18 protein-coding genes and 1 pseudogene are annotated in these 22,297 nt (G+C 67.0%); 15 read left to right on the top strand and 4 right to left on the bottom strand.

Annotation, left to right across the window (positions count from 1 at the left end):
• Nucleotides 1-42: 42 nt before the first annotated feature.
• The 7 genes and pseudogenes from J2T47_RS19375 (at nt 43) to J2T47_RS29475 (ending at nt 8,478) form a co-directional block, all read left to right on the top strand.
• Entirely contained in the window at nt 43-1,362 is a 1,320-nt protein-coding gene (locus J2T47_RS19375; protein ID WP_253450297.1) for an amino acid permease, read from the top strand.
• Nucleotides 1,355-2,629 (top strand): aspartate aminotransferase family protein, encoded by a 1,275-nt coding sequence (locus J2T47_RS19370; protein WP_253450295.1) that lies wholly within the window; start codon nt 1,355-1,357, stop codon nt 2,627-2,629. The genes J2T47_RS19375 and J2T47_RS19370 overlap by 8 nt, the downstream gene beginning before the upstream one ends.
• A gap of 9 nt (nt 2,630-2,638) precedes the next feature.
• Nucleotides 2,639-3,673, top strand: a complete 1,035-nt coding sequence (locus tag J2T47_RS19365) for a phosphotransferase enzyme family protein (protein ID WP_253450292.1) — start codon at nt 2,639-2,641, stop codon at nt 3,671-3,673.
• A gap of 92 nt (nt 3,674-3,765) precedes the next feature.
• Nucleotides 3,766-4,713 carry a helix-turn-helix domain-containing protein gene (locus tag J2T47_RS19360; protein WP_253450289.1) on the top strand — a complete coding sequence of 316 codons (948 nt, stop codon included), beginning with the start codon at nt 3,766-3,768 and terminating at the stop codon, nt 4,711-4,713.
• Between the two features lie 294 nt (nt 4,714-5,007).
• Nucleotides 5,008-6,333 (top strand): alginate export family protein, encoded by a 1,326-nt coding sequence (locus J2T47_RS19355; protein WP_253450286.1) that lies wholly within the window; start codon nt 5,008-5,010, stop codon nt 6,331-6,333.
• A gap of 12 nt (nt 6,334-6,345) precedes the next feature.
• Nucleotides 6,346-7,620, top strand: a pseudogene (locus J2T47_RS29480) (HAMP domain-containing protein); the annotation flags it as partial.
• A gap of 102 nt (nt 7,621-7,722) precedes the next feature.
• On the top strand, nt 7,723-8,478 hold the full coding sequence (locus J2T47_RS29475; RefSeq protein ID WP_437180999.1) for a methyl-accepting chemotaxis protein: 756 nt from the start codon (nt 7,723-7,725) through the stop codon (nt 8,476-8,478).
• A gap of 1 nt (nt 8,479) precedes the next feature.
• Here the strand turns inward: J2T47_RS29475 and J2T47_RS19345 are convergent, their stop codons facing one another.
• Nucleotides 8,480-8,722, bottom strand: a complete 243-nt coding sequence (locus J2T47_RS19345; protein ID WP_253450280.1) for a DUF2790 domain-containing protein — start codon at nt 8,720-8,722, stop codon at nt 8,480-8,482.
• A 259-nt stretch (nt 8,723-8,981) separates the two neighbouring features.
• Here J2T47_RS19345 and J2T47_RS19340 point away from each other — a divergent pair, with 259 nt between their 5' ends.
• A complete protein-coding gene (locus J2T47_RS19340; RefSeq protein WP_253450277.1) occupies nt 8,982-9,944 on the top strand; it encodes a GlxA family transcriptional regulator in 963 nt (320 codons plus the stop codon).
• 277 nt (nt 9,945-10,221) lie between these two features.
• Here J2T47_RS19340 and J2T47_RS19335 read toward each other — a convergent pair whose 3' ends face one another.
• The gene (locus J2T47_RS19335; protein ID WP_015477328.1) at nt 10,222-10,683 is read right to left on the bottom strand and encodes an Lrp/AsnC family transcriptional regulator; all 462 of its coding nucleotides are present in this window, start codon (nt 10,681-10,683) and stop codon (nt 10,222-10,224) included.
• A gap of 272 nt (nt 10,684-10,955) precedes the next feature.
• Here J2T47_RS19335 and J2T47_RS19330 point away from each other — a divergent pair, with 272 nt between their 5' ends.
• The 6 genes from J2T47_RS19330 to J2T47_RS19305 all read left to right on the top strand — a co-directional run bounded on the left by J2T47_RS19330 (nt 10,956) and on the right by J2T47_RS19305 (nt 17,630).
• Nucleotides 10,956-12,188, top strand: a complete 1,233-nt coding sequence (locus tag J2T47_RS19330; protein ID WP_253450274.1) for a 3-methyl-2-oxobutanoate dehydrogenase (2-methylpropanoyl-transferring) subunit alpha — start codon at nt 10,956-10,958, stop codon at nt 12,186-12,188.
• The gene (locus J2T47_RS19325; protein WP_081519779.1) at nt 12,185-13,237 is read left to right on the top strand and encodes an alpha-ketoacid dehydrogenase subunit beta; all 1,053 of its coding nucleotides are present in this window, start codon (nt 12,185-12,187) and stop codon (nt 13,235-13,237) included. Before J2T47_RS19330 ends, J2T47_RS19325 begins: the two co-directional genes overlap by 4 nt.
• Complete coding sequence (locus J2T47_RS19320; RefSeq protein WP_253450270.1) at nt 13,238-14,524, top strand: dihydrolipoamide acetyltransferase family protein; 1,287 nt, start codon at nt 13,238-13,240, stop codon at nt 14,522-14,524.
• 14 nt (nt 14,525-14,538) lie between these two features.
• Nucleotides 14,539-15,945 carry a dihydrolipoyl dehydrogenase gene (gene lpdA, locus J2T47_RS19315; RefSeq protein ID WP_253450267.1) on the top strand — a complete coding sequence of 469 codons (1,407 nt, stop codon included), beginning with the start codon at nt 14,539-14,541 and terminating at the stop codon, nt 15,943-15,945.
• A gap of 390 nt (nt 15,946-16,335) precedes the next feature.
• Nucleotides 16,336-16,776 carry a type II 3-dehydroquinate dehydratase gene (gene aroQ / locus J2T47_RS19310; RefSeq protein ID WP_253450264.1) on the top strand — a complete coding sequence of 147 codons (441 nt, stop codon included), beginning with the start codon at nt 16,336-16,338 and terminating at the stop codon, nt 16,774-16,776.
• Nucleotides 16,777-16,781: 5 nt separating this feature from the next.
• Nucleotides 16,782-17,630, top strand: a complete 849-nt coding sequence (locus J2T47_RS19305) for a shikimate dehydrogenase (protein WP_253450261.1) — start codon at nt 16,782-16,784, stop codon at nt 17,628-17,630.
• A 91-nt stretch (nt 17,631-17,721) separates the two neighbouring features.
• On the opposite strand, the gene J2T47_RS19300 is transcribed toward J2T47_RS19305, so the two are convergent.
• Both J2T47_RS19300 and quiC read right to left on the bottom strand, forming a co-directional pair.
• Nucleotides 17,722-18,387 (bottom strand): TetR/AcrR family transcriptional regulator, encoded by a 666-nt coding sequence (locus J2T47_RS19300; RefSeq protein WP_253450258.1) that lies wholly within the window; start codon nt 18,385-18,387, stop codon nt 17,722-17,724.
• 100 nt (nt 18,388-18,487) lie between these two features.
• On the bottom strand, nt 18,488-20,398 hold the full coding sequence (gene quiC / locus J2T47_RS19295; RefSeq protein ID WP_253450255.1) for a 3-dehydroshikimate dehydratase QuiC: 1,911 nt from the start codon (nt 20,396-20,398) through the stop codon (nt 18,488-18,490).
• Nucleotides 20,399-20,937: 539 nt separating this feature from the next.
• Here quiC and J2T47_RS19290 point away from each other — a divergent pair.
• Entirely contained in the window at nt 20,938-22,272 is a 1,335-nt protein-coding gene (locus J2T47_RS19290; protein ID WP_253450252.1) for an MFS transporter, read from the top strand.
• Nucleotides 22,273-22,297: the final 25 nt, after the last annotated feature.

The raw sequence follows: 22,297 nt of genomic DNA, 5'->3' as shown, positions 1-22,297 counted from the left end.
GCCGCTCACCCATTCGACAACCACAGGCAAGGGACAACCACCATGCTCAAACAAGGCGTACTCCGCTGGCCCCAGATCGCCGGGCTCGGCATTTCACTGGTCATCGCCGGGCAGTTCTCCGGCTGGAACTACGGCCTGGCCAGCAGCGGCTGGGCCAACATGCTCGTCGCCACCCTGCTGATGGCCGTGCTCTGCGGCGGCCTGGCGCTGTGCGTGTGCGAACTCTCCACCGCGCGGCCCCACGCCGGCGGTGTGTTCGCCTACGCGCAGCTGGCCTTCGGGCCCTTCGTCGGCTACCTGGTCGGCGCCGCCTGCGCACTGGCGCTGACCATCGGCACCGGCGCCGCCGCCAACTTCCTCGCCGCCTACATGGAGTCGGTGTTCGGCTTCGGCGGCTGGCCGGTGCGCATCGGCCTGTTCGCGGTGATCATCGGCATCCACATCATCGGCGTTGGTGAGGCCCTCGGGCTGACCCTGCTGGCCGGCGCCGTGGCCGCTATCGCGCTGCTGGCCTTCGGCGGCGCGATGCTGCCCCACGTGCACTGGGAAAACCTGCTGGCCACTTCCGGCAGCGCACTGCCGGGCGTGAGTGTCGGCGGCGTGTTCGCCTGCGTGCCCTTCGCCATCTGGATGTTCATCTGCCTGGAACAGGTCGCCTCGGCCGCCGAAGAAGCCGCAGACCCTGGCCGCAGCATGCCGCGCGGGATCATCGCCGCCGTCGCTACCCTGCTGCTGACTGCCCTGACCGTGGTGATCAGCGCGCCGGGAGCGGCCGGTGTGGAAGTGGTCGGCAATGCGGGGGATCCGCTGTATGCCGCGATGACCCACGGCGGGCTCTACGGCGAGCGCGACTGGCTGCCGCTGCTGGTCGGCTCCGGCGCCGTGTGCGGCCTGCTGGCGACCTTCTTCTCGGTGGTGTTCTCCGCCTCCCGACAACTGTTCGCCCTGGCCCGCGACGGCTTCTTCCCTGCCGCCCTGGCCCGCACCAACCGCCGCGGCGCACCCTACGTGGCGCTGCTGGTGCTGACCGTGATCGGCCTGCCGCTGACCCTGGTGCCGCCGGAAAAACTCCTGCTGTGCATCGTCCTGCTGCTGGGCAGCTGCCACCTGGTGCTGTTCGCCGCCTACCTGCGTCTGCACCGCACCCAGCCCGGCCTGGTGCGCCCCTTCCGCCTGCGCGGCGGCCCCGTCGTGGCCAGCGTCGGCATGCTGCTGACGCTGGTGGTGATCGCCGCCTGCTTCCAGCTGGAAGTGGCGATGCTCAGCGCCCTGGCCCTGGTGGTCGCCGCCCTCATCCTCAACTACCTGCTGCGCGCTGCCAGCCGCGCCGGCAAACCCCTGGAGAATGCCGAGAATGTCTGAACCGACCCTGCTGCAACGCCGCCACCAGGTCATGGGCGATGCCTCGCCGCTGTTCTACGACGAGCCGCTGGAGCTGGTGAAGGGCGAAGGCGTCTGGCTCATAGACGCCGCCGGCAAACGCTACCTGGACTGCTACAACAACGTGCCCTGCGTCGGCCACTGCCATCCGACGGTGGTGGCGGCCATGGCCGAACAGGCGGCGACGCTGAACATCCACACCCGCTACCTCAACGAGCGCGTGGTGCGCTATGCCGAGAGCCTCACCGCAACCTTCGCCGAACCGCTGGACAGCCTGATGTTCACCTGCACCGGCAGCGAGGCCAATGAGCTGGCCCTGCGCATGGCGCGCTTCGCCACCGGCAACAAGGGCGTGATCGTCAGCGACTACAACTACCACGGCAACACCACCACGTTGGCGGCAGTGACTACCGCGCTGCCCAGCTCCGAGCCGTTCTCCGCCCACGCGCGGGCCGTGCCGATCCCCTGCCTTTACCATGCCGACGGCACGCCCGAGCAGATCGCCGACCGTTACGTGGCCAAGGTCGCTGAAGCCATCGCCGAACTGCAGGCTGCCGGTGTCGGCCTCGCGGCGATGCTGATCGACACCCTGTTCGCCAATGAAGGCATCCCGCGCCTGCCGGCCGGCTACCTGGAGCGCGTGGCCAGGCTGGTGCGCGAGGCCGGCGGCCTGTTGATCACCGACGAGGTGCAATCGGGCTTCGCCCGCACCGGCGACCACATGTGGGGCCACCAGTCGCACCCGCTGGTGCCGGACATCGTCACCCTCGGCAAACCCATGGGCAACGGCTTCCCCCTGGCCGGCGTGGTGACCAACCGCGAGCGCGTCGAGACCTTCGGCCGCAGCAACATGTACTTCAACACCTTCGGCGGCTCGCCGGTGGCGGCGGCCGTCGGCCAGGCGGTGCTGGATGTGATCGCCGAAGAGGACCTGCAAGGCAACGCCCGGCGCCAGGGCGCAAAGCTCAGTGCCGAACTGCACCGCCTCGCCGAGCGCCACTCGATCATCGGTGACGTGCGCGGCCAGGGCCTGTTCTTCGCCGTGGAACTGGTGCGCGACCGTGCCAGCCGCGAACCGGCCGGCCTCGAAGCGCGGCGCATCGTCAACGCCATGCGCCAGCGTGGCGTGCTGATCAGCAAGATCGGTGGCGACGACAACATCCTCAAGATCCGCCCGCCACTGGTGTTCGAGGCCGAGCACGGCGAGCACTTCATCGACACCCTGAACCAGGTCCTGAGCGAACTCTGAGGAGCCACCATGAACGACTTTGCCAAGGCTTGTTTCGCAGAGCTTGATCACGACCAGCAGATCGCCTGCCTGCGCGACCTGGCGCTGGACGCCCTGCACCACTGGGACGGCGATTTCGTCGGCCTGGAACTGCTCAAGTACCGCGAGAACGCGGTGTTCTGCGCCACCCGCAGCGACGGCACACGCAGCGCCCTGCGCGTGCACCGCGGCGGCTACCACAGCGAAGCGGCGCTGCGCTCGGAGCTGACCTGGATGGAGCAACTGGCCGCCGGCGGCATCGGCGTGCCGAGCATCATCCGCACCCGCAGCGGCGAGCACCTGGCCGAGGTACGCAGCGCCGCCCTGGAGGAATCGCGCTTCGTCGACATGCTCGGCTGGCTCTCCGGCAGCACCCTGGGCTCCGCCGAACAGGGCCTGAGCGCCGCTGGCGACATCGAGGCGCTGTTTCATCAGGCCGGCGCGGTGGCCGCGCGTATCCACCTGAATTCGGCGCAGTGGCGTCAGCCCAACGAGTTCACCCGGCACGCCTGGGACGAGGAAGGCCTGGTCGGCGCCAACCCGTTCTGGGGGCGCTTCTGGGAGCTGGACCTGCTCAGCGCCGAACAGCACGAACTGCTCCAGCGGGCGCGCCAGGAAGCGCGTCTGGACCTGCGCCAGTACGGCCGCAGCCTGGGCAACTTCGGCATGATCCACGCCGACCTGGTGCCGGAGAACCTGCTGCTCGAAGGCGGTGAACTGCAGCTGATCGACTTCGACGATGCCGGCTTCGGCTGGCACATGTTCGAGCTGGCCACCGCGCTGTACTTCTGCCTCGACGACCCGCGCCTGGCGCAGATCCAGGCGGCGCTGCTGGCCGGCTACGACTCGGTCAAGCCGCTGTCCGCCGCCGATCGCGCCGCTCTGCCGCTGTTCCTCGCCCTGCGCGGCACCACCTACCTGGGTTGGGTGCATACCCGGCGCAACAGCGAGACCGCGCGGGAACTGGCGCCCATGCTGATCGAACGCGCCTGTACACTGGCCGCCGCCTACCTCGCCGGTCGCTGAAACTGGCAGAGCGCCGCAACACCCTGGCGCGCAGGCACAAGCCTGCGCGCCAGCGCTGGCCGATACTCGGCGCACAACCGAGGTGAACCGCCATGACCGGCATAGCCCGCCACCAGGCAACCGACTCCGATGAACTGGCCTGCGCCCTCGCCGGCTGGAGCCAGGACTACACCCAGCTCGGCCACGGCCGCCTGCAGGCGGAGCTGCTGCATGTGCAGTTGCCCGACGCCTCGCTGATCTACGAACACTCCAACCTGCACCTGCACGAGAACATGGCGCCGCCCGCCGGCCACCTGGTGATCGGCATTCCCCTGCGCGCCAGTGCCGATTCGCGCTTCAACGGCCAGGCCCTGCACGACGACACCCTGCTGGTGCTCGAAGGCGGCCGCGAGCTGGAAATCTGCGCCGCAGGGGAAATCCACATGCTCGGCCTGACCTTCAGCCAGGCGCAGCTGGAACGCCTGCTCGGTGCCGAAGAGCGCGAACTGTTCGAACGGGCGCTGCAGCAACGTCGCCTGCAACTTTCACCCACCGGTGCGGGCGATCTGCGCCGCAGCCTGTGCGATGCCCTCGCCGGTTTCGAAAGCGAGCCGTGGCGAGTGGACAATCCGCAGCAGGCCGGGCATGCCGTCGCGCTGGTGCTCAGCCACGTGCTGCAGGCGCTGGAAGAAATCCTCCCGGGCCATGACCGCGAAGGCACGCCGCGCTCGCTGCAACAGCATCGCCGGCTGGTGCTGGCGGCTATCGAACGCATGCAGGCGGATCTCTCCGAACCCTTGTCGCTGCTGGAACTGAGCCAGAGCCTGAACACCAGCCAGCGCACCCTGCAGTACTGCTTCCGGCAGATCTGCCAGAGCACGCCGCAACAGTTCTTCCTCAGCCTGCGCCTGGCCGAGGCGCGCCGCCGGCTCAAGCAGGAGCCGCAGCAGAGCATCACCCACCTGGCGCTGGACCTGGGGTTTGCCAGTTCCAGTCATTTCTCGGCCCTCTACAAGCGCCTGTATGCGGAGCAGCCGTCGGTGATTTCAAGAGCGCGTTGAGGCTACTGGAAGACGCTCTCACGCCCTCTCCCTCTCCCTGAAGGGAGAGGGGACTGATCGGAGCAGGATTAAACCAGATCATCAGCCGGCACATTCGGCTCCCTCTCCCTTCAGGGAGAGGGCTGGGGAGAGGGTTTTTCAGCCCGCACGGATCTCGACAACCTCCTCCCACCGATCTGGCAACCACACCCAATCACTTGGCAGACAGGAGCAACGGCACAGGGCCAGCCCTTACTTAGCATCGGCAGAAGTCACATCCCCTCAATCGACAATAACGAAACGGATGCCTTCACCATGACCCACGCCGCCGTGCTGCGCCCCACCCTGCTCGCCCTGCTCATCGCCGGGGCCAGTTCCGCCAGCGCCTACCAGCTGTACGCCACCGACGATACGCACCTGAACGCCGATCTCTCCGCGACCTTCGGGCTGTTCCACAGCCAGGAGCGCTACAACATGACCGGCACCCTGGATGAAGGCTCGTCCTCCTGGCAGGAAGGTTTCATCAAGTACGGCCTGAGCGGCGACCAGAAGCTCGGCGACGCGGGCACCGCCTACGGCGCGTTCAACCTGCTCAGCTCCGCGACCTGGGGCGACGGCGACGCCGCCGGCTTCAGCGACGGTTCCGAGCGCACCACCAAGATCGAAGACGCCTACGCCGGCTGGCGCTCGGGCGGCCTGTTCCCGGTGCTCGGCGAGGACGGTATCGACCTGTCCTTCGGTTGCCAGAACATCGTGGTCGGCGATGGCTTCCTGATCGACGGCGACGCCCTGAACATGGGTAACGGCCTGGCTGACGGCGAGTACAACCGTGGCGGCGCCTACTACCTGGCCGGCCGCCGCGACTTCGACGAAACCGCCGTGCTGCGCGTCGGCGGCAAGGAAGGCTGGCGTGGCGACCTGATGAGCCTGAAGTCCGACAACCGTGCCCAGGCCAAGTCCGAGCTGTACGTCGCCACCCTCGAACACGTCGCCCAGGAAGCTACCTTCGGCCTGACCTACATCGACGTGAACGACATCGATGAACAATACGCATCGCCCGCCCAACTCGACCGCAAGGACATGAAGACCTACAGCCTGCGCGGCACCGGCAATGCCGGCGTGGAGAACCTGTTCCTCTCCGGCGAGTACGCCTGGCAGGACAAGCGCCACACCGACAACGAGAACGCCTGGTACCTGGAAGCCGGCTGGACCTTCTCCGACGTCGCCTGGAAGCCCTACGTCAGCTACCGCTTCAGCCGCTTCTCCGAAGGCTACGACCCGCTGTTCTACGGCTTCAGCCGCGGCTTCGGCACCTGGTTCCAGGGCGAGGTGGCAGGCAACTACTCCGGCCCGTTCAACAGCAACACCCGCGTGAACAACATCGGCGCCAAGGTCAGCCCGCTGGAGAACGTCAACGTCGGCCTGCAGTGGTTCGACTTCCACACCCTGGACACCGACCTGGGCAACACCGACGCCAACGAACTGGACCTCTACGCCGAGTGGGCGGTCAACGATCACCTGATGATCATCCCGCTGGTGGGCCTGTACCAGCCGAAGAAAAGCGCGGCCGAAGGCGGCACCCAGATCGGCAACGACAACAGCAACCTCTACAGCCAGCTGATGTTCTCCACCACGTTCTAAAGCCCAGGGAAGATGCCCGCCATGCCCAGCCTCCTGACCTCCATCCAGGGTCGCATCACCTGGCTGGCGGGCCTCTGCCTGATCCTCGTCGCCAGCGTCCTGATCGGCCTCTCGCTGTACCAGGCGCGACAGGACAGCCGCACCATCCAGCACGACAGCGGCGAACTGTTCGCCGTTGCCGCGCGGCACAACCTGGAGACCCAGGGCCAGGTGCAGGCCCTGCTGATCCGCGAACGCCTGCAGAACAACCTGCTGCTCGGCGAAGGCCTGCTGCGCAGCGTGCAGACCCTGCGCGCGCAGCAGCACCAGGGCGTCCTCGACGCCGCCGCGCTGCGCAACGCGCTCAATCAGTCGATGGCCGACACCCTCGCCGCACACCCGGAACTGCTCGGCCTGTTCCTGGTGTTCCAGCCCGATGCGCTGGACGCCGCCGACAGCCAGTTCGCCGCCCGCGAAGACCTGGGCAGCAACGAGACCGGCCGCTTCGCCCTCTACCTGCTGCAGAACGGCAAGGACACCCAGCGGGTGATCGGCACCGAGCAGGTCCTCGGCGACACCACCCCCGGCCCCAGCGGCCAGCCCTACAACGCCTTCTTCACCTGCTCCACCGGGCACGCCCGCCCCTGCGTGCTCGACCCGTATTTCGACGACGCCTCGGGCCAGCGCCGGCTGGTCACCAGCGTCACCCTGCCGCTGCTGGAGAACGGCAAGGCCATCGCCGCCGTGGGCTTCGACATCGACCTGGCGGCGCTGCAGCAGAGCAGCGCGGAAGGCAGCCGCAGCCTGTTCGACGGCCAGGGCCGCATCCGTATCCTCAGCCCCAACGGCCTGATTGCCAGCGACAGTGGCGACGCCTCGAAGCTGGGGCAAAAGTTCGACGACAAGAGCGTGCTTGGCGAAATCGCCGCCGGCCGCTCGCAATCCACCGACGACGGCGAATCCATCAGCGTGCTGCACAGCCTCGCGCCAGTGCCGGACGCCGCGCCCTGGGGCATCCTGCTCAGTGTTCCCCGCGCAGTGATGCTCGCCCCGGCGGAACGACTCAAAGGCACGCTGGACGACCTGCGCTGGAAGAGCACCGCGCTGGAAACCGGCGTCGGCATTGCCGCCGGGCTGCTCGGCATGCTGCTGGTGGCGCTCACCGCGCTCGGTATCAGCCGGCCGATCCTGCGCCTGGCGCGGATGCTGGAAGACATCGCCGACGGCGAAGGCGACCTCACCCGCCGCCTCGACTACCCGCGCCGCGACGAACTGGGCCGCCTGGCCACCGCCTTCAACCGTTTCCTCGACAAGCTGCAGCCGAGCATCGCCGCCGTGCAGTCGGCGACCCGCGAGGCGCACTCCACCGCCGACCGCTCGGCGCAGATCGCCCGGCAGACCAGCGACGGCATGCAGCAGCAGTTCCGCGAGATCGACATGGTCGCCACGGCGCTCCAGGAAATGTCCGCCACCGCCCAGGACTCGGCCCGCAGCGCCGCCCGCGCCGCCGATGCCGCACGCACCGCGGAACAGGCCTGCGACGACGGCTTCCGCACCCTCGACGCCACCAACAGCGGCATCGACCTGCTGGCCGCCGGGATGAACCAGGCCATGGCCGAGTTGCAGCAACTGGCGGCGAGCAACGAGCAGATCGGCTCGATCCTCGAAGTCATCTGCGGCATCGCCGCGCAGACCAACCTGCTGGCGCTCAATGCCGCCATCGAAGCGGCACGCGCAGGCGATGCCGGGCGCGGTTTCGCCGTGGTCGCGGACGAAGTGCGCGGATTGGCCCGGCGTACCCAGGAGTCGGTGGAGGAGATTCGCGAAGTGATCGAGAACCTGCAGGCGCGCGGCCAGTCAGTGACCAGCGCGATGCAGGGCAGCTTCGCCCAGGCCCAGGGCAACGTCGATCAGGCGCGCCAGGCCATCGACGCCCTGCGTCGGATCGGCGAAGCGGTGAACCTGATCAGCGAGATGAACCTGCAGATCGCCAGCGCCGCGGAGGAACAGAGCAGCGTCGCCGAGGAGATCAACCGCAACATCGCCGGCATCCGCGACGTCACCCAGACCATTTCCGATCAGGCACAGCAGGCCGCCAGCGCCAGTCGTTCACTGAACGACCTGGCCAGCCGGCAGCAGGGATTGGTGGATCAGTTCCGCGCCTGACTCAGATGTCGCTGCAGCGCGGGGTCTGGCGCAGGTACTTGACGGTGTGCTGCCGGCCCTGGGAATCCAGGTAGACCATGGTCGCCTGGCTGACTTCACAGCGGTCGTTGGGTTGCGAAATGCTCAGCACCTTGGCCACGTCCAGCGGCATGCCGTAGTGGTACACGGCCGCATCGTCGGCGAAGGCGCTGAAGGACAGCAGCAGGGCGGGGATGGCGAAGAGCGCGCTATACGCGGATTTCATGACAGGAACCTCAGGATCACGCGGGTCGCGTCGATCGTGGCCCACTGCCATAAATCTAGCTGACCGGATCTTTCCTACACAGCTCGACTTCGACAATGCATTACTGCAGATAACGCAACAAAGGCGTACTGCTGGCCATTCCATCTTTCGATTGTCACGCCGACTGTTGGCTGATTGGCAGCATTCGAACCCACGTAGCGTTTGCGGCCAGCATTTTCTCCCGCAAGAATGAACACCATCGATCGGATCGGGAGACGCCATGAAGCGCGTAGCCATGCTGCTGTTCCCCGGCGTGCAGGCGCTGGATGTTTCCGGGCCGCTGGACGTGTTCGCCGAGGCCAATGCCTTCGTCCCTGCGGGCCAGGGCTACCAGGTCGTCACCCTGGCCGCGCCGCCCTGCCCTCTGCGCGCTTCCAACGGCCAACTGCTCGGCGCCGACTTCAGTCTCGATCAAGGTGACGGCGCCGCCGACATCCTGCTGGTGCCAGGCGGGCCGCAATTGCCGGAAGGGACGCCCGCGCCCGAGTTGCTCGGCTGGCTACGCGCGGCCTGTGCCCGGGCCCCGCGTTACGGCTCGATCTGCACCGGGGCCTTCCTGCTCGGCCATGCCGGGTTGCTGGACGGCAAGCGTGTGACGACTCACTGGAGTGACGCGCGGCGGCTGGCCGAACTGTTCCCGCGGGCACTGGTAGAGCCGGATCGGATTCATGTGCGCGATGGCGCGCTGGTGACTTCGGCGGGCGTGACGGCCGGTATAGACCTGGCGCTGGCACTGGTTGCCGAGGACCACGGCGCAGCAGTAGCGCTGTCAGTGGCGAAGCGACTGCTGGTGGTGGCGCAGCGTCAGGGCGGGCAATCGCAGTTCAGCCCCTTCCTGCAGGCGCCGGCCGACGAAGGCTCACCGGTGGCGCGCATCCAGCGCTACGTGCAGGAGCACCTCGACCAGCCGCTGGGCGTGCCGCACCTGGCGGCCGAGGTGGCGATGAGCCCGCGCAGCTTTGCCCGGGTGTTCGTCCGTGAAGCGGGGGTGACGCCCGCGGAATTCGTCCAGCGCGCCCGCATCGACGCGGCGCGCGGGTTGCTGGAAGGCAGCGACCAGGCCCTGAAGATGATCGCCTGGCGCTGTGGCTTCGGCAGCGCGGCGCGCATGCGCCTGGTGTTCTCCCAGCGCCTGGGGGTGACGCCGACGCAGTACCGCGAGCAGTTCCGCCGCGAGGGTTGACTTGTTTTTCGTAGGAGCGAGCTTGCTCGCGAACCGCACTCTGCCGATGTTCCCGCATGGTCGGATAGCTATCGCGGACGGAGTCCGCTTCTACGCCCAGGCGAGACAGGTGCCGGCTGCGGTAGGAGCGGATTCATCCGCGATTGGGTCGGCGCCACGCCAGGCCGCAGGTTCGCGAGCAAGCTCGCTCCTACAATCCAGCCGGATCGTCCGCAATGGGCCGGGTGGATTAGCGGACCTTGTCCGCGAAATCACTGCTCCCGCGCCATGGCCCCGCTCAGATCGGCGGCGCCGAGCGCAGCATCACCGACTTCAGCGCGAACGCCGACTTGATCCCGGCCACGCCGGGAATCTGCGTCAGCGTATTGGTCAGGAACAGCTGGTAGGCCGACAGGTCCTTCACCACCACCCGCAGCATGTAGTCGGCGTCGCCGGTCATCTGGAAGCAGCTCATCACCTGCGGTGCCTGGACGATGCGTTCTTCGAACCGCGCGAGGTAGTCGCCGGTCTGTTTTTCCAGGGACACCGAGACGAACACGCTCATGCCGCCGGACAGGCGCTCCTCGTCGAGGCGAGCGAAGTAGCCCTGGATGTACTGCTCCTCCTCCAGGCGGCGCACCCGGCGCAGGGTCGGGGTCAGCGACAGGCCGATGTTCTGCGCCAGATCGCGCCAGGACAGGCGGCCATCGTCGGCCAGGGCGCGGAGGATTTTCAGGTCGGTGCGGTCGAGATCAGCCATTTTTCGTCGTACTACCCAGAGCTGTTTTTATAGTTCAAACACACTAATCCTGAAGCTTACAGCTAGTCAATTTGGAGCAAAAAACCAATCGGTCACACCTATACTGAAACCACAACTACAACAACCGAGGACCTCACCATGAGTGATGTCACCCCCCGCCACGCGACCCCGCGCGGCACCCGCACCGTAGCCTTACCCGGCCGGGTGCGCCCGCCAGGCATGGCCGCTTCCGTCTGCTGATCCACACCCACGATCACAACTGGAGACCGACCATGACTGACTACGCTCCGCTTCGCCTGCACGTCCCCGAGCCCACCGGGCGTCCGGGCTGCAAGACCGACTTCTCCTACCTGCACCTGTCGCCCGCCGGCGAGGTGCGCAAGCCCGACATCGACGTGGAACCCGCGCAGACCACCGACCTGGCCTTCAGCCTGGTGCGCGTACTCGATGAAGACGGCAACGCCGTCGGCCCCTGGGCCCCGGACCTGAGCCACGAACAGCTGCTGCGCGGCATGCGCCTGATGCTCAAGACGCGCCTCTTCGACGCGCGCATGCTCACCGCCCAGCGCCAGAAGAAGATGTCCTTCTACATGCAGTGCCTGGGTGAAGAAGCCATCGCCACCGCCCACACCATGGCCCTGCGCGACGGCGACATGACCTTCCCGACCTACCGTCAGCAAGGCATCCTGATCACTCGCGATTACCCGCTCAAGGACATGATCTGCCAGCTGCTCTCCAACGAGCAGGACCCGCTCAAGGGCCGCCAGCTGCCGATCATGTACTCCAGCCGCGAGAAGGGTTTCTTCTCCATCTCCGGCAACCTCGCCACCCAGTTCATCCAGGCCGTCGGCTGGGGCATGGCCTCGGCGATCAAGGGCGACACCAGGATCTCATCCGCCTGGATCGGCGACGGCGCCACTGCCGAATCCGACTTCCACACCGCCCTCACCTTCGCCCACGTCTACCGCGCGCCGGTGATCCTCAACGTGGTCAACAACCAGTGGGCGATCTCCACCTTCCAGGCCATTGCCGGCGGTGAAGGCACCACCTTCGCCAACCGCGGCGTGGGTTGCGGCATCGCCTCGCTGCGAGTGGACGGCAACGACTTCCTCGCCGTGTACGCCGCCTCGCAATGGGCCGCCGAGCGCGCCCGTCGCGGCCATGGGCCGAGCCTGATCGAGTGGGTCACCTACCGCGCGGGCCCGCACTCCACCTCGGACGACCCGTCCAAATACCGCCCCGCCGATGACTGGACCAATTTCCCGCTGGGCGACCCCATCGCCCGCCTCAAGCAGCACCTGATCGGCCTCGGCATCTGGTCCGAAGAGCAGCATGAAGCGCTGAAGAAGGAACTGGAAGCCGAAGTGATCGCCGCGCAGAAAGAGGCCGAACGCCACGGCTCGCTGGTGGACGGCCATGTGTTCAGCGCCGCCAACCTGTTCGACGACGTCTACAAGGACCTGCCGGAACACCTGCGCCGGCAGCGCCAGGAGCTCGGGGTATGAATGCCATGAACCAGCAACACGAGAACGCCCAGGCGGTCACCAGCATGACCATGATCCAGGCGCTGCGCTCGGCCATGGACGTGATGCTCGAACGCGACGACAACGTCGTGGTGTTCGGCCAGGACGTCGGCTACTTCGGCGGCGTGTTCCGCTGCACCGAGGGCCTGCAGAAGAAATACGGCACCTCGCGGGTGTTCGACGCGCCGATCTCCGAGAGCGGCATCATCGGCGCCGCCGTCGGCATGGGCGCCTACGGCCTGCGCCCGGTGGTGGAAATCCAGTTCGCCGACTACGTCTACCCAGCCACCGACCAGCTGGTCTCGGAAGCCGCGCGCATCCGCTACCGCTCGGTCAACGACTTCACCGTGCCGATGGTGGTGCGCATGCCTTGCGGCGGCGGCATCTACGGCGGGCAGACCCACAGCCAGAGCCCGGAGGCGATGTTCACCCAGGTCTGCGGCCTGCGTACTGTCATGCCGTCCAACCCCTACGACGCCAAGGGCCTGCTGATCGCCTGCATCGAGAACGACGATCCGGTGATCTTCCTCGAACCCAAGCGCCTGTATAACGGCCCCTTCGACGGCCACCACGACCGCCCGGTGACGCCCTGGTCCAAGCACCCGGCCAGCCAGGTGCCGGAGGGTTACTACAGCGTGCCGCTGGACAAGGCCGCCATCGCCCGCCCGGGTTCCGAACTGACCGTGCTGACCTACGGCACCACCGTCTACGTGGCTCAGACCGCAGCCGAGGAAACCGGCATCGATGCCGAGATCATCGACCTGCGCAGCCTCTGGCCGCTGGACCTGGACACCATCGTCGAATCGGTGAAGAAGACCGGCCGCTGCGTCATCGTCCACGAGGCCACCCGCACCTGCGGCTACGGTGCCGAGCTGATGTCGCTGGTCCAGGAAAACTGCTTCCACCACCTCGAAGCCCCCATTGCGCGCGTGACCGGCTGGGACACCCCCTACCCGCACGCCCAGGAATGGGACTACTTCCCGGGGCCCGCGCGCGTCGGCGCGGCCTTCAAGCGCGCCATGGAGGTCTGAATGGGCACTCACGTCATCAAGATGCCGGACATCGGCGAAGGTATCGCCGAAGTCGAGCTGGTGGAGTGGCATGTCCAGGTCGGCGACGAGGTCCATGAGGACCAGCTGCTGGCGGAAGTCATGACCGACAAGGCCACCGTGGAAATCCCCTCGCCGGTGGCCGGCAAGATCATCGCCCTGGGCGGCGTGCCCGGCCAGGTGATGGCTGTGGGCGGCGAGCTGATCCGCCTGGAAGTGGAAGGCCACGGCAACCACCGCGAAGTCGCGCAAGCCAACCCCCATGAAGAGGTACCGGCAGCCAAGCCGGAAAGCAAACCGGCCCCCGTCGCCGAAGCGCCCAAGCCTGCGCCGCGCGTCGAGAGCAAGCCGGTCGCCCCGGCCGCGCGCCCTGCCCCGTCACCGGCGCCGCGCCGCGCGCCGGGCGAGAAGCCACTGGCCTCGCCGGCGGTGCGCCAGCGTGCCCGCGACCTGGGCGTGGAACTGCAGTTCGTCCAGGGCAGCGGCCCGGCCGGGCGCATCCTGCGCGAAGACCTGGAACACTTCCTGGAACACGGCGGCGCGACCATCGCCTCCGGCTATGCCGCACGCCACGACGAGCACCAGATCCCGGTGATCGGCCTGCGCCGCAAGATCGCGCAGAAGATGGCCGAGGCCAAACGGCGCATCCCGCACTTCAGCTACGTCGAGGAGATCGACGTCACCGATCTCGAAGCGCTGCGCGTGCATCTCAATGCCAAGCACGCGGCGGCACGCGGCAAACTGACCCTGCTGCCGTTCATTGCCCGTGCCATGGTCGTCGCCCTGCGCGACTTCCCGCAGCTCAACGCGCGCTATGACGACGAAGCCGACGTGATCACCCGCTACGGCGCGGTGCACCTGGGCGTCGCCACCCAGAGCGACAATGGCCTGATGGTGCCGGTGCTGCGCAATTCCGAGTCCCGCGACCTGTGGGGCAACGCCGCGGAAGTGGCGCGCCTCGCCGAAGCCGCGCGCCATGGCAAGGCCAGCCGCGAGGAACTGTCCGGCTCGACCATCACCCTGAGCAGCCTCGGCGCCCTGGGCGGCATCGTCAGCACGCCGGTGATCAACTACCCGGAAGTGGCCATAGTCGGCGTCAACCGCATGGTCGAGCGGCCCATGGTGGTCAACGGCCAGGTGGTCGTGCGCAAGATGATGAACCTGTCCTCGTCCTTCGATCACCGGGTGGTCGACGGCATGGACGCGGCGGCCTTCATCCAGGCCGTGCGCGCCCTGCTCGAACACCCCGCCACCCTGTTCATCGATTGACTGGAGCCCTACACGTGAAACAGAACCAGACTCTCGAAACCACCCTGCTGGTGATCGGTGGCGGCCCCGGCGGCTATGTCGCGGCGATCCGCGCCGGCCAGCTGGGCATCCGCACCGTGCTGGTGGAAGGCGCCTCCCTGGGCGGCACCTGCCTGAACATCGGCTGCATCCCCTCCAAGGCGCTGATCCACGCCGCCGAGGAATACCTCAAGGCCCGCGAGTTCGCCGGCAAGTCGCCGCTGGGCATCAGCGTGCAGGCGCCGAGCATCGACATCCAGCGCACCGTGGAATGGAAGGACGGCATCGTCGACCGCCTGACCACCGGCGTCGCCGCGCTGTTGAAGAAGCACGGCGTCACCGTGGTGAACGGCTGGGCGAAGATCGTCGACGGCAAGACCGTCGAGGTCGAGCTTGCCGAAGGCGGCACCCAGCACATCCACACCGAGCACCTGCTGCTGGCGGCCGGTTCGAAATCCGTGGAGCTGCCCTTCCTGCCGGTGGGCGGCAATGTCATCTCGTCCACCGAGGCGCTGGCACCGAAGACCCTGCCCAAGCGCCTGGCGGTGGTGGGCGGCGGCTATATCGGCCTGGAACTGGGCACCGCGTACCGCAAGCTCGGCGTCGAAGTCACGGTGGTGGAAGCGCAGCCGCGCATCCTGCCGACCTATGACGAGGAGCTGACCAAACCGGTGGCCAATTCCCTGCGCAAGCTGGGCATCGAGCTGTATCTGGGCCACAGCGTGATGGGCCTGGAGCCGGACGGCAAAGGCCTGCGCGTGCAGGATGGCGCCGGTTCGCAGCGGGTGATCGAGACCGACCAGGTGCTGGTCGCCGTCGGCCGCCACCCCAACACCGCCGGCTGGGGCCTCGACACCCTGCGCCTGGACATGAACGGCCGCGCCGTGCAGGTCGACGAGCAATGCCGCACCTCCATGCGCGATGTCTGGGCCATCGGCGACATCGCCGGCGAGCCCATGCTGGCCCACCGCGCCATGGCCCAGGGCGAGATGGTCGCCGAGATCATCGCCGGCAAGCGCCGCGCCTTCACCCCCACGGCGATCCCGGCGGTGTGCTTCACCGATCCGGAAGTGGTGGTGGTCGGGCTGTCGCCGGAACAGGCCCAGGCCGCCGGCCATGAGGTGCTGACCGCGAGCTTCCCGTTCGCCGCCAACGGCCGCGCCATGACCCAGGAATCCAGCGACGGCTTCGTTCGTGTGGTGGCGCGCAAGGACAACCACCTGATCCTCGGCTGGCAGGCCGTGGGCAAGGCGGTGTCGGAGCTGTCCACGGCCTTCGTGCAGTCGCTGGAAATGGCCGCCTGCCTGGAAGACATCGCTGGCACCATCCACGCCCACCCGACCCTCGGCGAAGCGGTGCAGGAAGCTGCGCTGCGTGCGCTGGGACATGCCTTGCACGTCTGAAACCGGTTCTCTCCAACTGGCCTGGCTTCCAGGCTTCCCCCTCTGACCCGCCACTTGGCGGGTCTTTTTTTGCCGGCAGGTTCAGCACTGGGCGGGTCGCGGGCAACGTCCGCCTTCGGGCCCACTGCCGCGTCGAACCGATCACGGACGGAGTCCGCTCCTACGCAGGGTGGTCGATCACCGCACGGATTGTCGTTTTTCTCCCGCTCGCGGCCACATGCACGTAATCGCAAGATCGGCGCAAAAACGGCCACTCAGGTCGATTTAAGTCAGCATATCTCAACAAAAACCACCAACCTCCGGTGGCATTGACCAAATTAACCATTTGGTACATTTTGCTCCTGCAGGCCTTTCCCGCACGGCCATACAAAAACAACGGAGCCTCCCTTCATGCCTCATACCCTGCTCGTGCTCAACGGGCCGAACCTGAACCTGCTCGGCACCCGTGAGCCCGCCACCTACGGCCACGAGACCCTCGACGACATCGCCGCGCTCTGCCAGCGCACCGGTTCCGAGAACGGTCTGGACATCGAATTCCGCCAGACCAACCGAGAAGGCCAGCTGCTCGACTGGATTCACCAGGCCCGCGGCCGCTGCGCCGGCATCCTGATCAACCCGGCCGCCTGGACCCACACCTCGGTAGCCATCCGCGACGCGCTCGCCGCCGTGGAGCTGCCGGTAATCGAAGTGCACCTGTCCAATGTGCACCGGCGCGAGGAGTTCCGTCATCACTCGTTCGTCTCTGCGATCGCCGTGGGCGTCATCGCCGGGCTCGGCAGCGACGGCTATCGCGCCGGCATCCAGCACTTCGCCAAGCTGTTGAAGGGGTGAAGGCCATGAACGAATACCGCACCGTGCTGGCCGGGCTCATCGGTGCCGGCATCCAGGCTTCGCGCACCCCAGCCCTGCACGAGCACGAGGGCGACGCCCAGGGGCTGCGCTATCTCTACCGGCTGATCGACCTGGACACACTGGGTGTCGATGCCGGTGCCCTGCCCGACCTGCTCGCCGCCGCGGAACGCATGGGCTACACCGGGCTGAACATCACCTTCCCGTGCAAGCAGGCAGTGATCCCGCTGCTGCATGAGCTGTCCGACGAGGCGCGGGGTATCGGTGCGGTGAATACCGTGGTGCTGCGCGATGGCAAACGCATCGGCCACAACACCGACTGCCTGGGCTTTGCCGAAGGTTTCCGGCGCAACCTCAGCGATGCACCGCGCGAACGCGTGGTGCAACTGGGCGCTGGCGGCGCAGGCGCTGCAGTGGCCCACGCGCTGCTCAGCGAAGGTGTGCAGCAATTGACTCTCTTCGAAGTGGACTCGGCCCGCGCCCAGGCGCTGGTGGATAACCTCAACGCGCATTTCGGCGGCCAGCGCGCGCGGGTCGGTCATGACCTTGCCGGCGCCGTCACGGAGGCAAACGGGCTGGTCAACACCACCCCGGTGGGCATGGCCAAGCTGCCCGGCGCGCCCCTGCCGCTGGAGCTGCTGCACACGGGCCTGTGGGTGGCGGAGATCATCTACTTCCCGCTGGAGACCGAACTGCTCCGGCATGCCCGCAGCCTCGGCTGCCGCACGCTGGATGGCGGCAACATGGCGGTGTTCCAGGCGGTGAAGGCGTTCGAGCTGTTCAGTGGCGTCGAGGCAGACGCTGAACGGATGCTCACGCATTTCGCCGCCATGTAATCGGGCGCGGTACCCGCGATGGGTATCGCTTCGCTCCACGCCATCCTACGCAGGTGTTCGCCGGCAATAATGGGCAGTGCCCCAACCGACCTTACGGCTGCACGTAGCGCAACACCGCCTCGATGATCATGTCCTTGTGCCGCGCCTTGATCGCCGGGTCTTCCAGCTCGACCTGGAACAGCGAGCCGACGGTATGGCGGTTGGACACGCGATAGAAGCAGAACCCACTGATCAGCATGTGCACGTCGATGGCCTGCAGGCCGTCGCGGAACGCCCCGCTGGCAGCACCGCGCTGGAGGATGTCCTCGATGGTGCGCAGGATGTTGCTGTTCATCGAGCGAATCGCCTCGGAGCCGGAGGCGAACTGGCCGTAGTGGATGTTCTCGATGCTGACTATCCGCACGAAATCGACGTTGCGGTCATGGTGGTCGAAGGTGAAATCCACCAGCCGGCGCATGGCCTCCAACGGTTCCAGCTCGGCCAGGTGCAAGCTCTGCTCGGTGCCGCGGATATCTCCGTAGAGCTTCTCCAGCACCGCCTGGTAGAGCTGTTCCTTGCTGCCGAAGTAGTAGTAGATCATCCGCTTCGAGGTGTTCATGCGCTCGGCGATGGCATCCACCCGCGCGCCGGAAAGCCCCTGCTGGACAAACTCGACGATGGCCGCCTGGAGGATGTCCTCGCGGGTCTTCTCCGGGTTGTTCTTGCGGCCGCGGCGGGCGGGTTCGGCGGGAGTCGGCTGGGCGGCGCTGTCGGTCATGGCTTTGCATCGTCGGGCAGGCGCCAGGGGCGCCCGCTGGGGGGTGAAGGGATGCGCGGATTATGCGCGCCCCCACACCCTGCACGCAAAGCGCGGCGGCTCAGACCTTCGGTCGACGGGTGGTGCCGTTTCGCGCCTGGGCCATGGCTGCCAGGCGCACGGCGACGTTGGCCGCGCCGTAGCCAGCGTAGCCGCCGCGGCGCTGGATGATCTCGAAGAAGAAGCGCTCCTCGAACGGCTCGGTGTACACGTGGAACAACTCGCCGCCGCTGGCGTCGCGGTCGTAGAGGACATTGAAGTAGGCCAGCTCGCTGAGGAACTCGTCGTCGAAGTCGAAGCGCGCGGCGAGGTCGTCGTAGTAGTTCAGCGGGATTTCCAGCAACGGCACGCCGGCGTCCTTCGCCCGCGCCACCTCGGCAAAGATGTCTTCGCAAGCGAAGGCGATGTGATGGACGCCGGAGCCGCGATAACTGGACAGCGCGTGGGAGATCGCCGTGTTGCGGTTCTCCGAGATGTTCAGCGGCAAGCGCACGCTGCCGTTGGCGCTGCGCAAGGCGCGACTCTTCACCAGGCCGTAGGGATCGGGCAGGACCACTTCGTCATCGGCCTCGAAGTCGAACAGTCCCTTGTAGAACAGCACCCAGCTGTCCAGCCCGTCCGCCGGCAGCGCCATGGCCATATGGTCGATGCGCTGCAGCTTTCCGCTCGGCATTGCAGCGGGATCGAGGCGGAAGTCCACGTCGTAGATGGTCTGCCCGGTGGCGCGTTCCTCAACGAGATAGATCAGGCTGCCGTCCGGCGCGCGCACGGCGGGAATCTCCCGCTCGTTGGGGCCGACCAGCCCGCGATATGGCTGGCCCTTGTAGTCCTGTGCACGCTGCAGCGCGCTGGCGGCGTCACGCACGCGCAAGGCGGTGGCGCACAGCGACGGGCCGTGGGCCTCGAAGAAGCTGTGGGCGAAGGAATAGGGCTCGGTATTGAGCACGATATTGATGTCGCCCTGGCGCAGCAGGCTTACCGCCTTGGAGCGGTGCTCGCCGGCACGGGCGAAGCCCAGGCGCTCCAGCCAATTGCCCAGGCGTGCGCCGAGGGCTTCGTCGACGGCGAATTCGAGGAACTCCACGCCATCCAGCTGGCTGGCTGGCGGCGGCGCGAACAGGCAGTCGAGCTGCTCCTTCGGCGTGCCGTCGCTTTCCAGCCGGGCGCGGGTCTTCTCTTCGAGATAGAGCAGCGAGCGCAGGCCGTCGGCGGCGTTGGCGCGCGGCGGCGCGGCGCGGAAGCCGTCATTGAAGATTTCCAGCGACAGCGGGCCGCGATAGCCGCTTTTCAGGATCGGCGCGAGGAAGCCCGCCAGGTCGAACTCGCCCTGGCCGGGGAAGTTGCGGAAGTGCCGGCTCCACTCCAGCACGTCCATGGCCAGGATCGGCGCATCGGCCATCTGCACGAAGAAGATCTTCTCCCCCGGAATCTGCGCGATCCCGGCCGGATCGCCCTTCAGCGAGAGGGTGTGGAAGCTGTCGAGGATCACGCCCAGCGCCGGGTGATTCACTTCGCGCACCAGGTCCCAGACCTGCTGCCAGGTGTTTACGTGGCGGCCCCAGGCCAGGGCTTCGTAGCCCACGCGCAGGCCACGGGCGCCGGCGCGCTCGGCGGCGAGGCCAAGGTCTTTGAGGAGGAATTCGCGCTCGCCCAGCGAATCGGCGGCCACGTTGCTGCACATCAGCACCAGGTCGGTGCCCAGCTCCTGCATCAGGTCGAACTTGCGCTCCAGGCGGTCGAGGTTGCGCGGCAGGCGGTCGCGGCGGCAGCCCTCGAAGTCGCGGAACGGCTGGAACAGCGTGATCGCCAGCCCCAGGTCGGCACAGAGACGGCGCACGTCGCGCGGACTGCCGCCGTAATAGAGGAGATCGTTCTCGAAGATTTCCACGCCGTCGAAACCGGCGGCGGCGATGGCTTCGAGCTTGTCCGGCAGGGTCCCGCTCAGGGAAACGGTGGCGATCGAACGTTGCATCTGGGGAACTCCTGCCGGGCGGGGTGAGGGCTTTCTGGAATCGGTCTCCGGCTGAGTCTGATTATTCTGGCGGTCGGGGCCGGCAGCAATTTAAAGTGTACTAACTGGTTAGTTTTGTGTTCGATTACCGAACCAAAGGCCGTTTATCGAATTGACGCTGTTCCGGCCGCTGCTCAAGATTTAGCCACGTCGACGCAACCCGGCTGCTCTCCAGCCACCTGCCTTGCCTGGAGAAGTACACAAAGCCGCTGCGAGATGGCCTGCGTGTCATCCATAACAATTTCAAGAACGGGTAAATGCTCATGTACATCCCCCACCCTCGCCTCGCTGCCTCCATCCCCCACCGGCAAACCGTCCTGGCACGCCTGATGCCAGGTCTGTGCTGCCTGCTCGGGCGCCACCGCGCGCACTGATTTTCGCCAGCCACCGCACGTCTTTCCTGTTGCCCACGCCGATCGGCGGTGGAGCACGCGGGATGCCTGCGGCACGACAATAATTCCTGAGGCTGCGCGTCAGCCCGATAACGGATGGCCCCGATCATGATCCATACGCAATCCGCTCCCCTCGCCGCGGTCTCCCCGCACGGTTCCTCGTTCTTCGGCAAGGTGCGTGGCGCCATGGCGGTCGGCAAGGTGCGCTGGGGCATGCTCGCCCTGGTGTTCTTCGCCACCACCCTGAACTACATCGACCGCGCCGCCCTGGGCGTGATGCAGCCGGTGCTCGCCGAGAAGATGGCCTGGACGGCCATGGACTACGCCAACATCAACTTCTGGTTCCAGGTCGGCTACGCCATCGGCTTCGTGCTGCAGGGCCGGCTGATCGACCGCATCGGCGTGAAGCGCGCGTTCTTCTTCGCCGTGCTGCTGTGGAGCTTCGCCACCGGCGCCCACGGTCTGGCCAGCTCGGCGGCCGGCTTCATGGTCTGCCGCTTCATCCTCGGCCTGACGGAAGCCGCCAACTACCCGGCCTGCGTGAAGACCACCCGCCTGTGGTTCCCAGCCGGCGAGCGGGCCATGGCCACCGGTATCTTCAATGCCGGCACCAACGTCGGCGCCATGGTCACTCCCGCGCTGCTGCCGCTGATCCTCGCGGCCTGGGGCTGGCAGGCGGCGTTCCTGTGCATGAGCGCGCTGGGCTTCGTCTGGGTGGTGCTGTGGAGCCTGAAGTACTTCAACCCCGAAGAGCATCCGACGGTGAAGCAGAGCGAGCTGGACTACATCCAGGAGGCCGACGAGCCGCCCGCCGAACGCGTGCCCTTCTCCACCATCCTGCGCATGCGCGGCACCTGGGCCTTCGCCCTGGCCTACTCGCTGACCGCGCCGGTGTTCTGGTTCTACCTCTACTGGTTGCCGCCGTTCCTCAACCAGCAATACGGCCTGGGCATCAGCGTCACCCAGATGGGCATCCCGCTGATGCTGATCTGGCTGACCGCGGACTTCGGCAGCATCGGCGGCGGCATCCTCTCGTCCTGGCTGATCGGCCGTGGCATGAACTCCATCCATGCGCGCCTGCTGTCGATGTTCATCTGTGCCTGCGCGATCATCGGCGTGATCTTCGCCGCCAAGGCCAGTGGCCTGTGGGTCGCGGTGGCCGCCATCGCCCTGGGCGTCGGCGCGCACCAGGCGTGGACGGCGAACATCTGGAGCCTGGTGATGGACTACACGCCCAAGCACCTGATGAGCACGGTGTTCGGCTTTGGCGGCATGTTCGCCGCGATTGGCGGCATGTTCATGACCCAGATCGTCGGCTACATCCTTACCGTCACCCACAACAACTACGCCATCCTCTTCACCATCATCCCGACCATGTACTTCCTGGCCCTGGTCTGGATGTTCTTCATGGCTCCGCGCAAGGTGCCCGGCGCGCCGGCGTGACCCAGCAGCCCCCGCCCTGTGCGGG

This window comes from Pseudomonas nitroreducens (assembly GCF_024170165.1).
Lineage (GTDB): Bacteria > Pseudomonadota > Gammaproteobacteria > Pseudomonadales > Pseudomonadaceae > Pseudomonas > Pseudomonas nitroreducens_C.
Note: the sequence above shows the minus strand (reverse complement) of the source record. Positions and strands in the feature narration are given on the sequence as shown.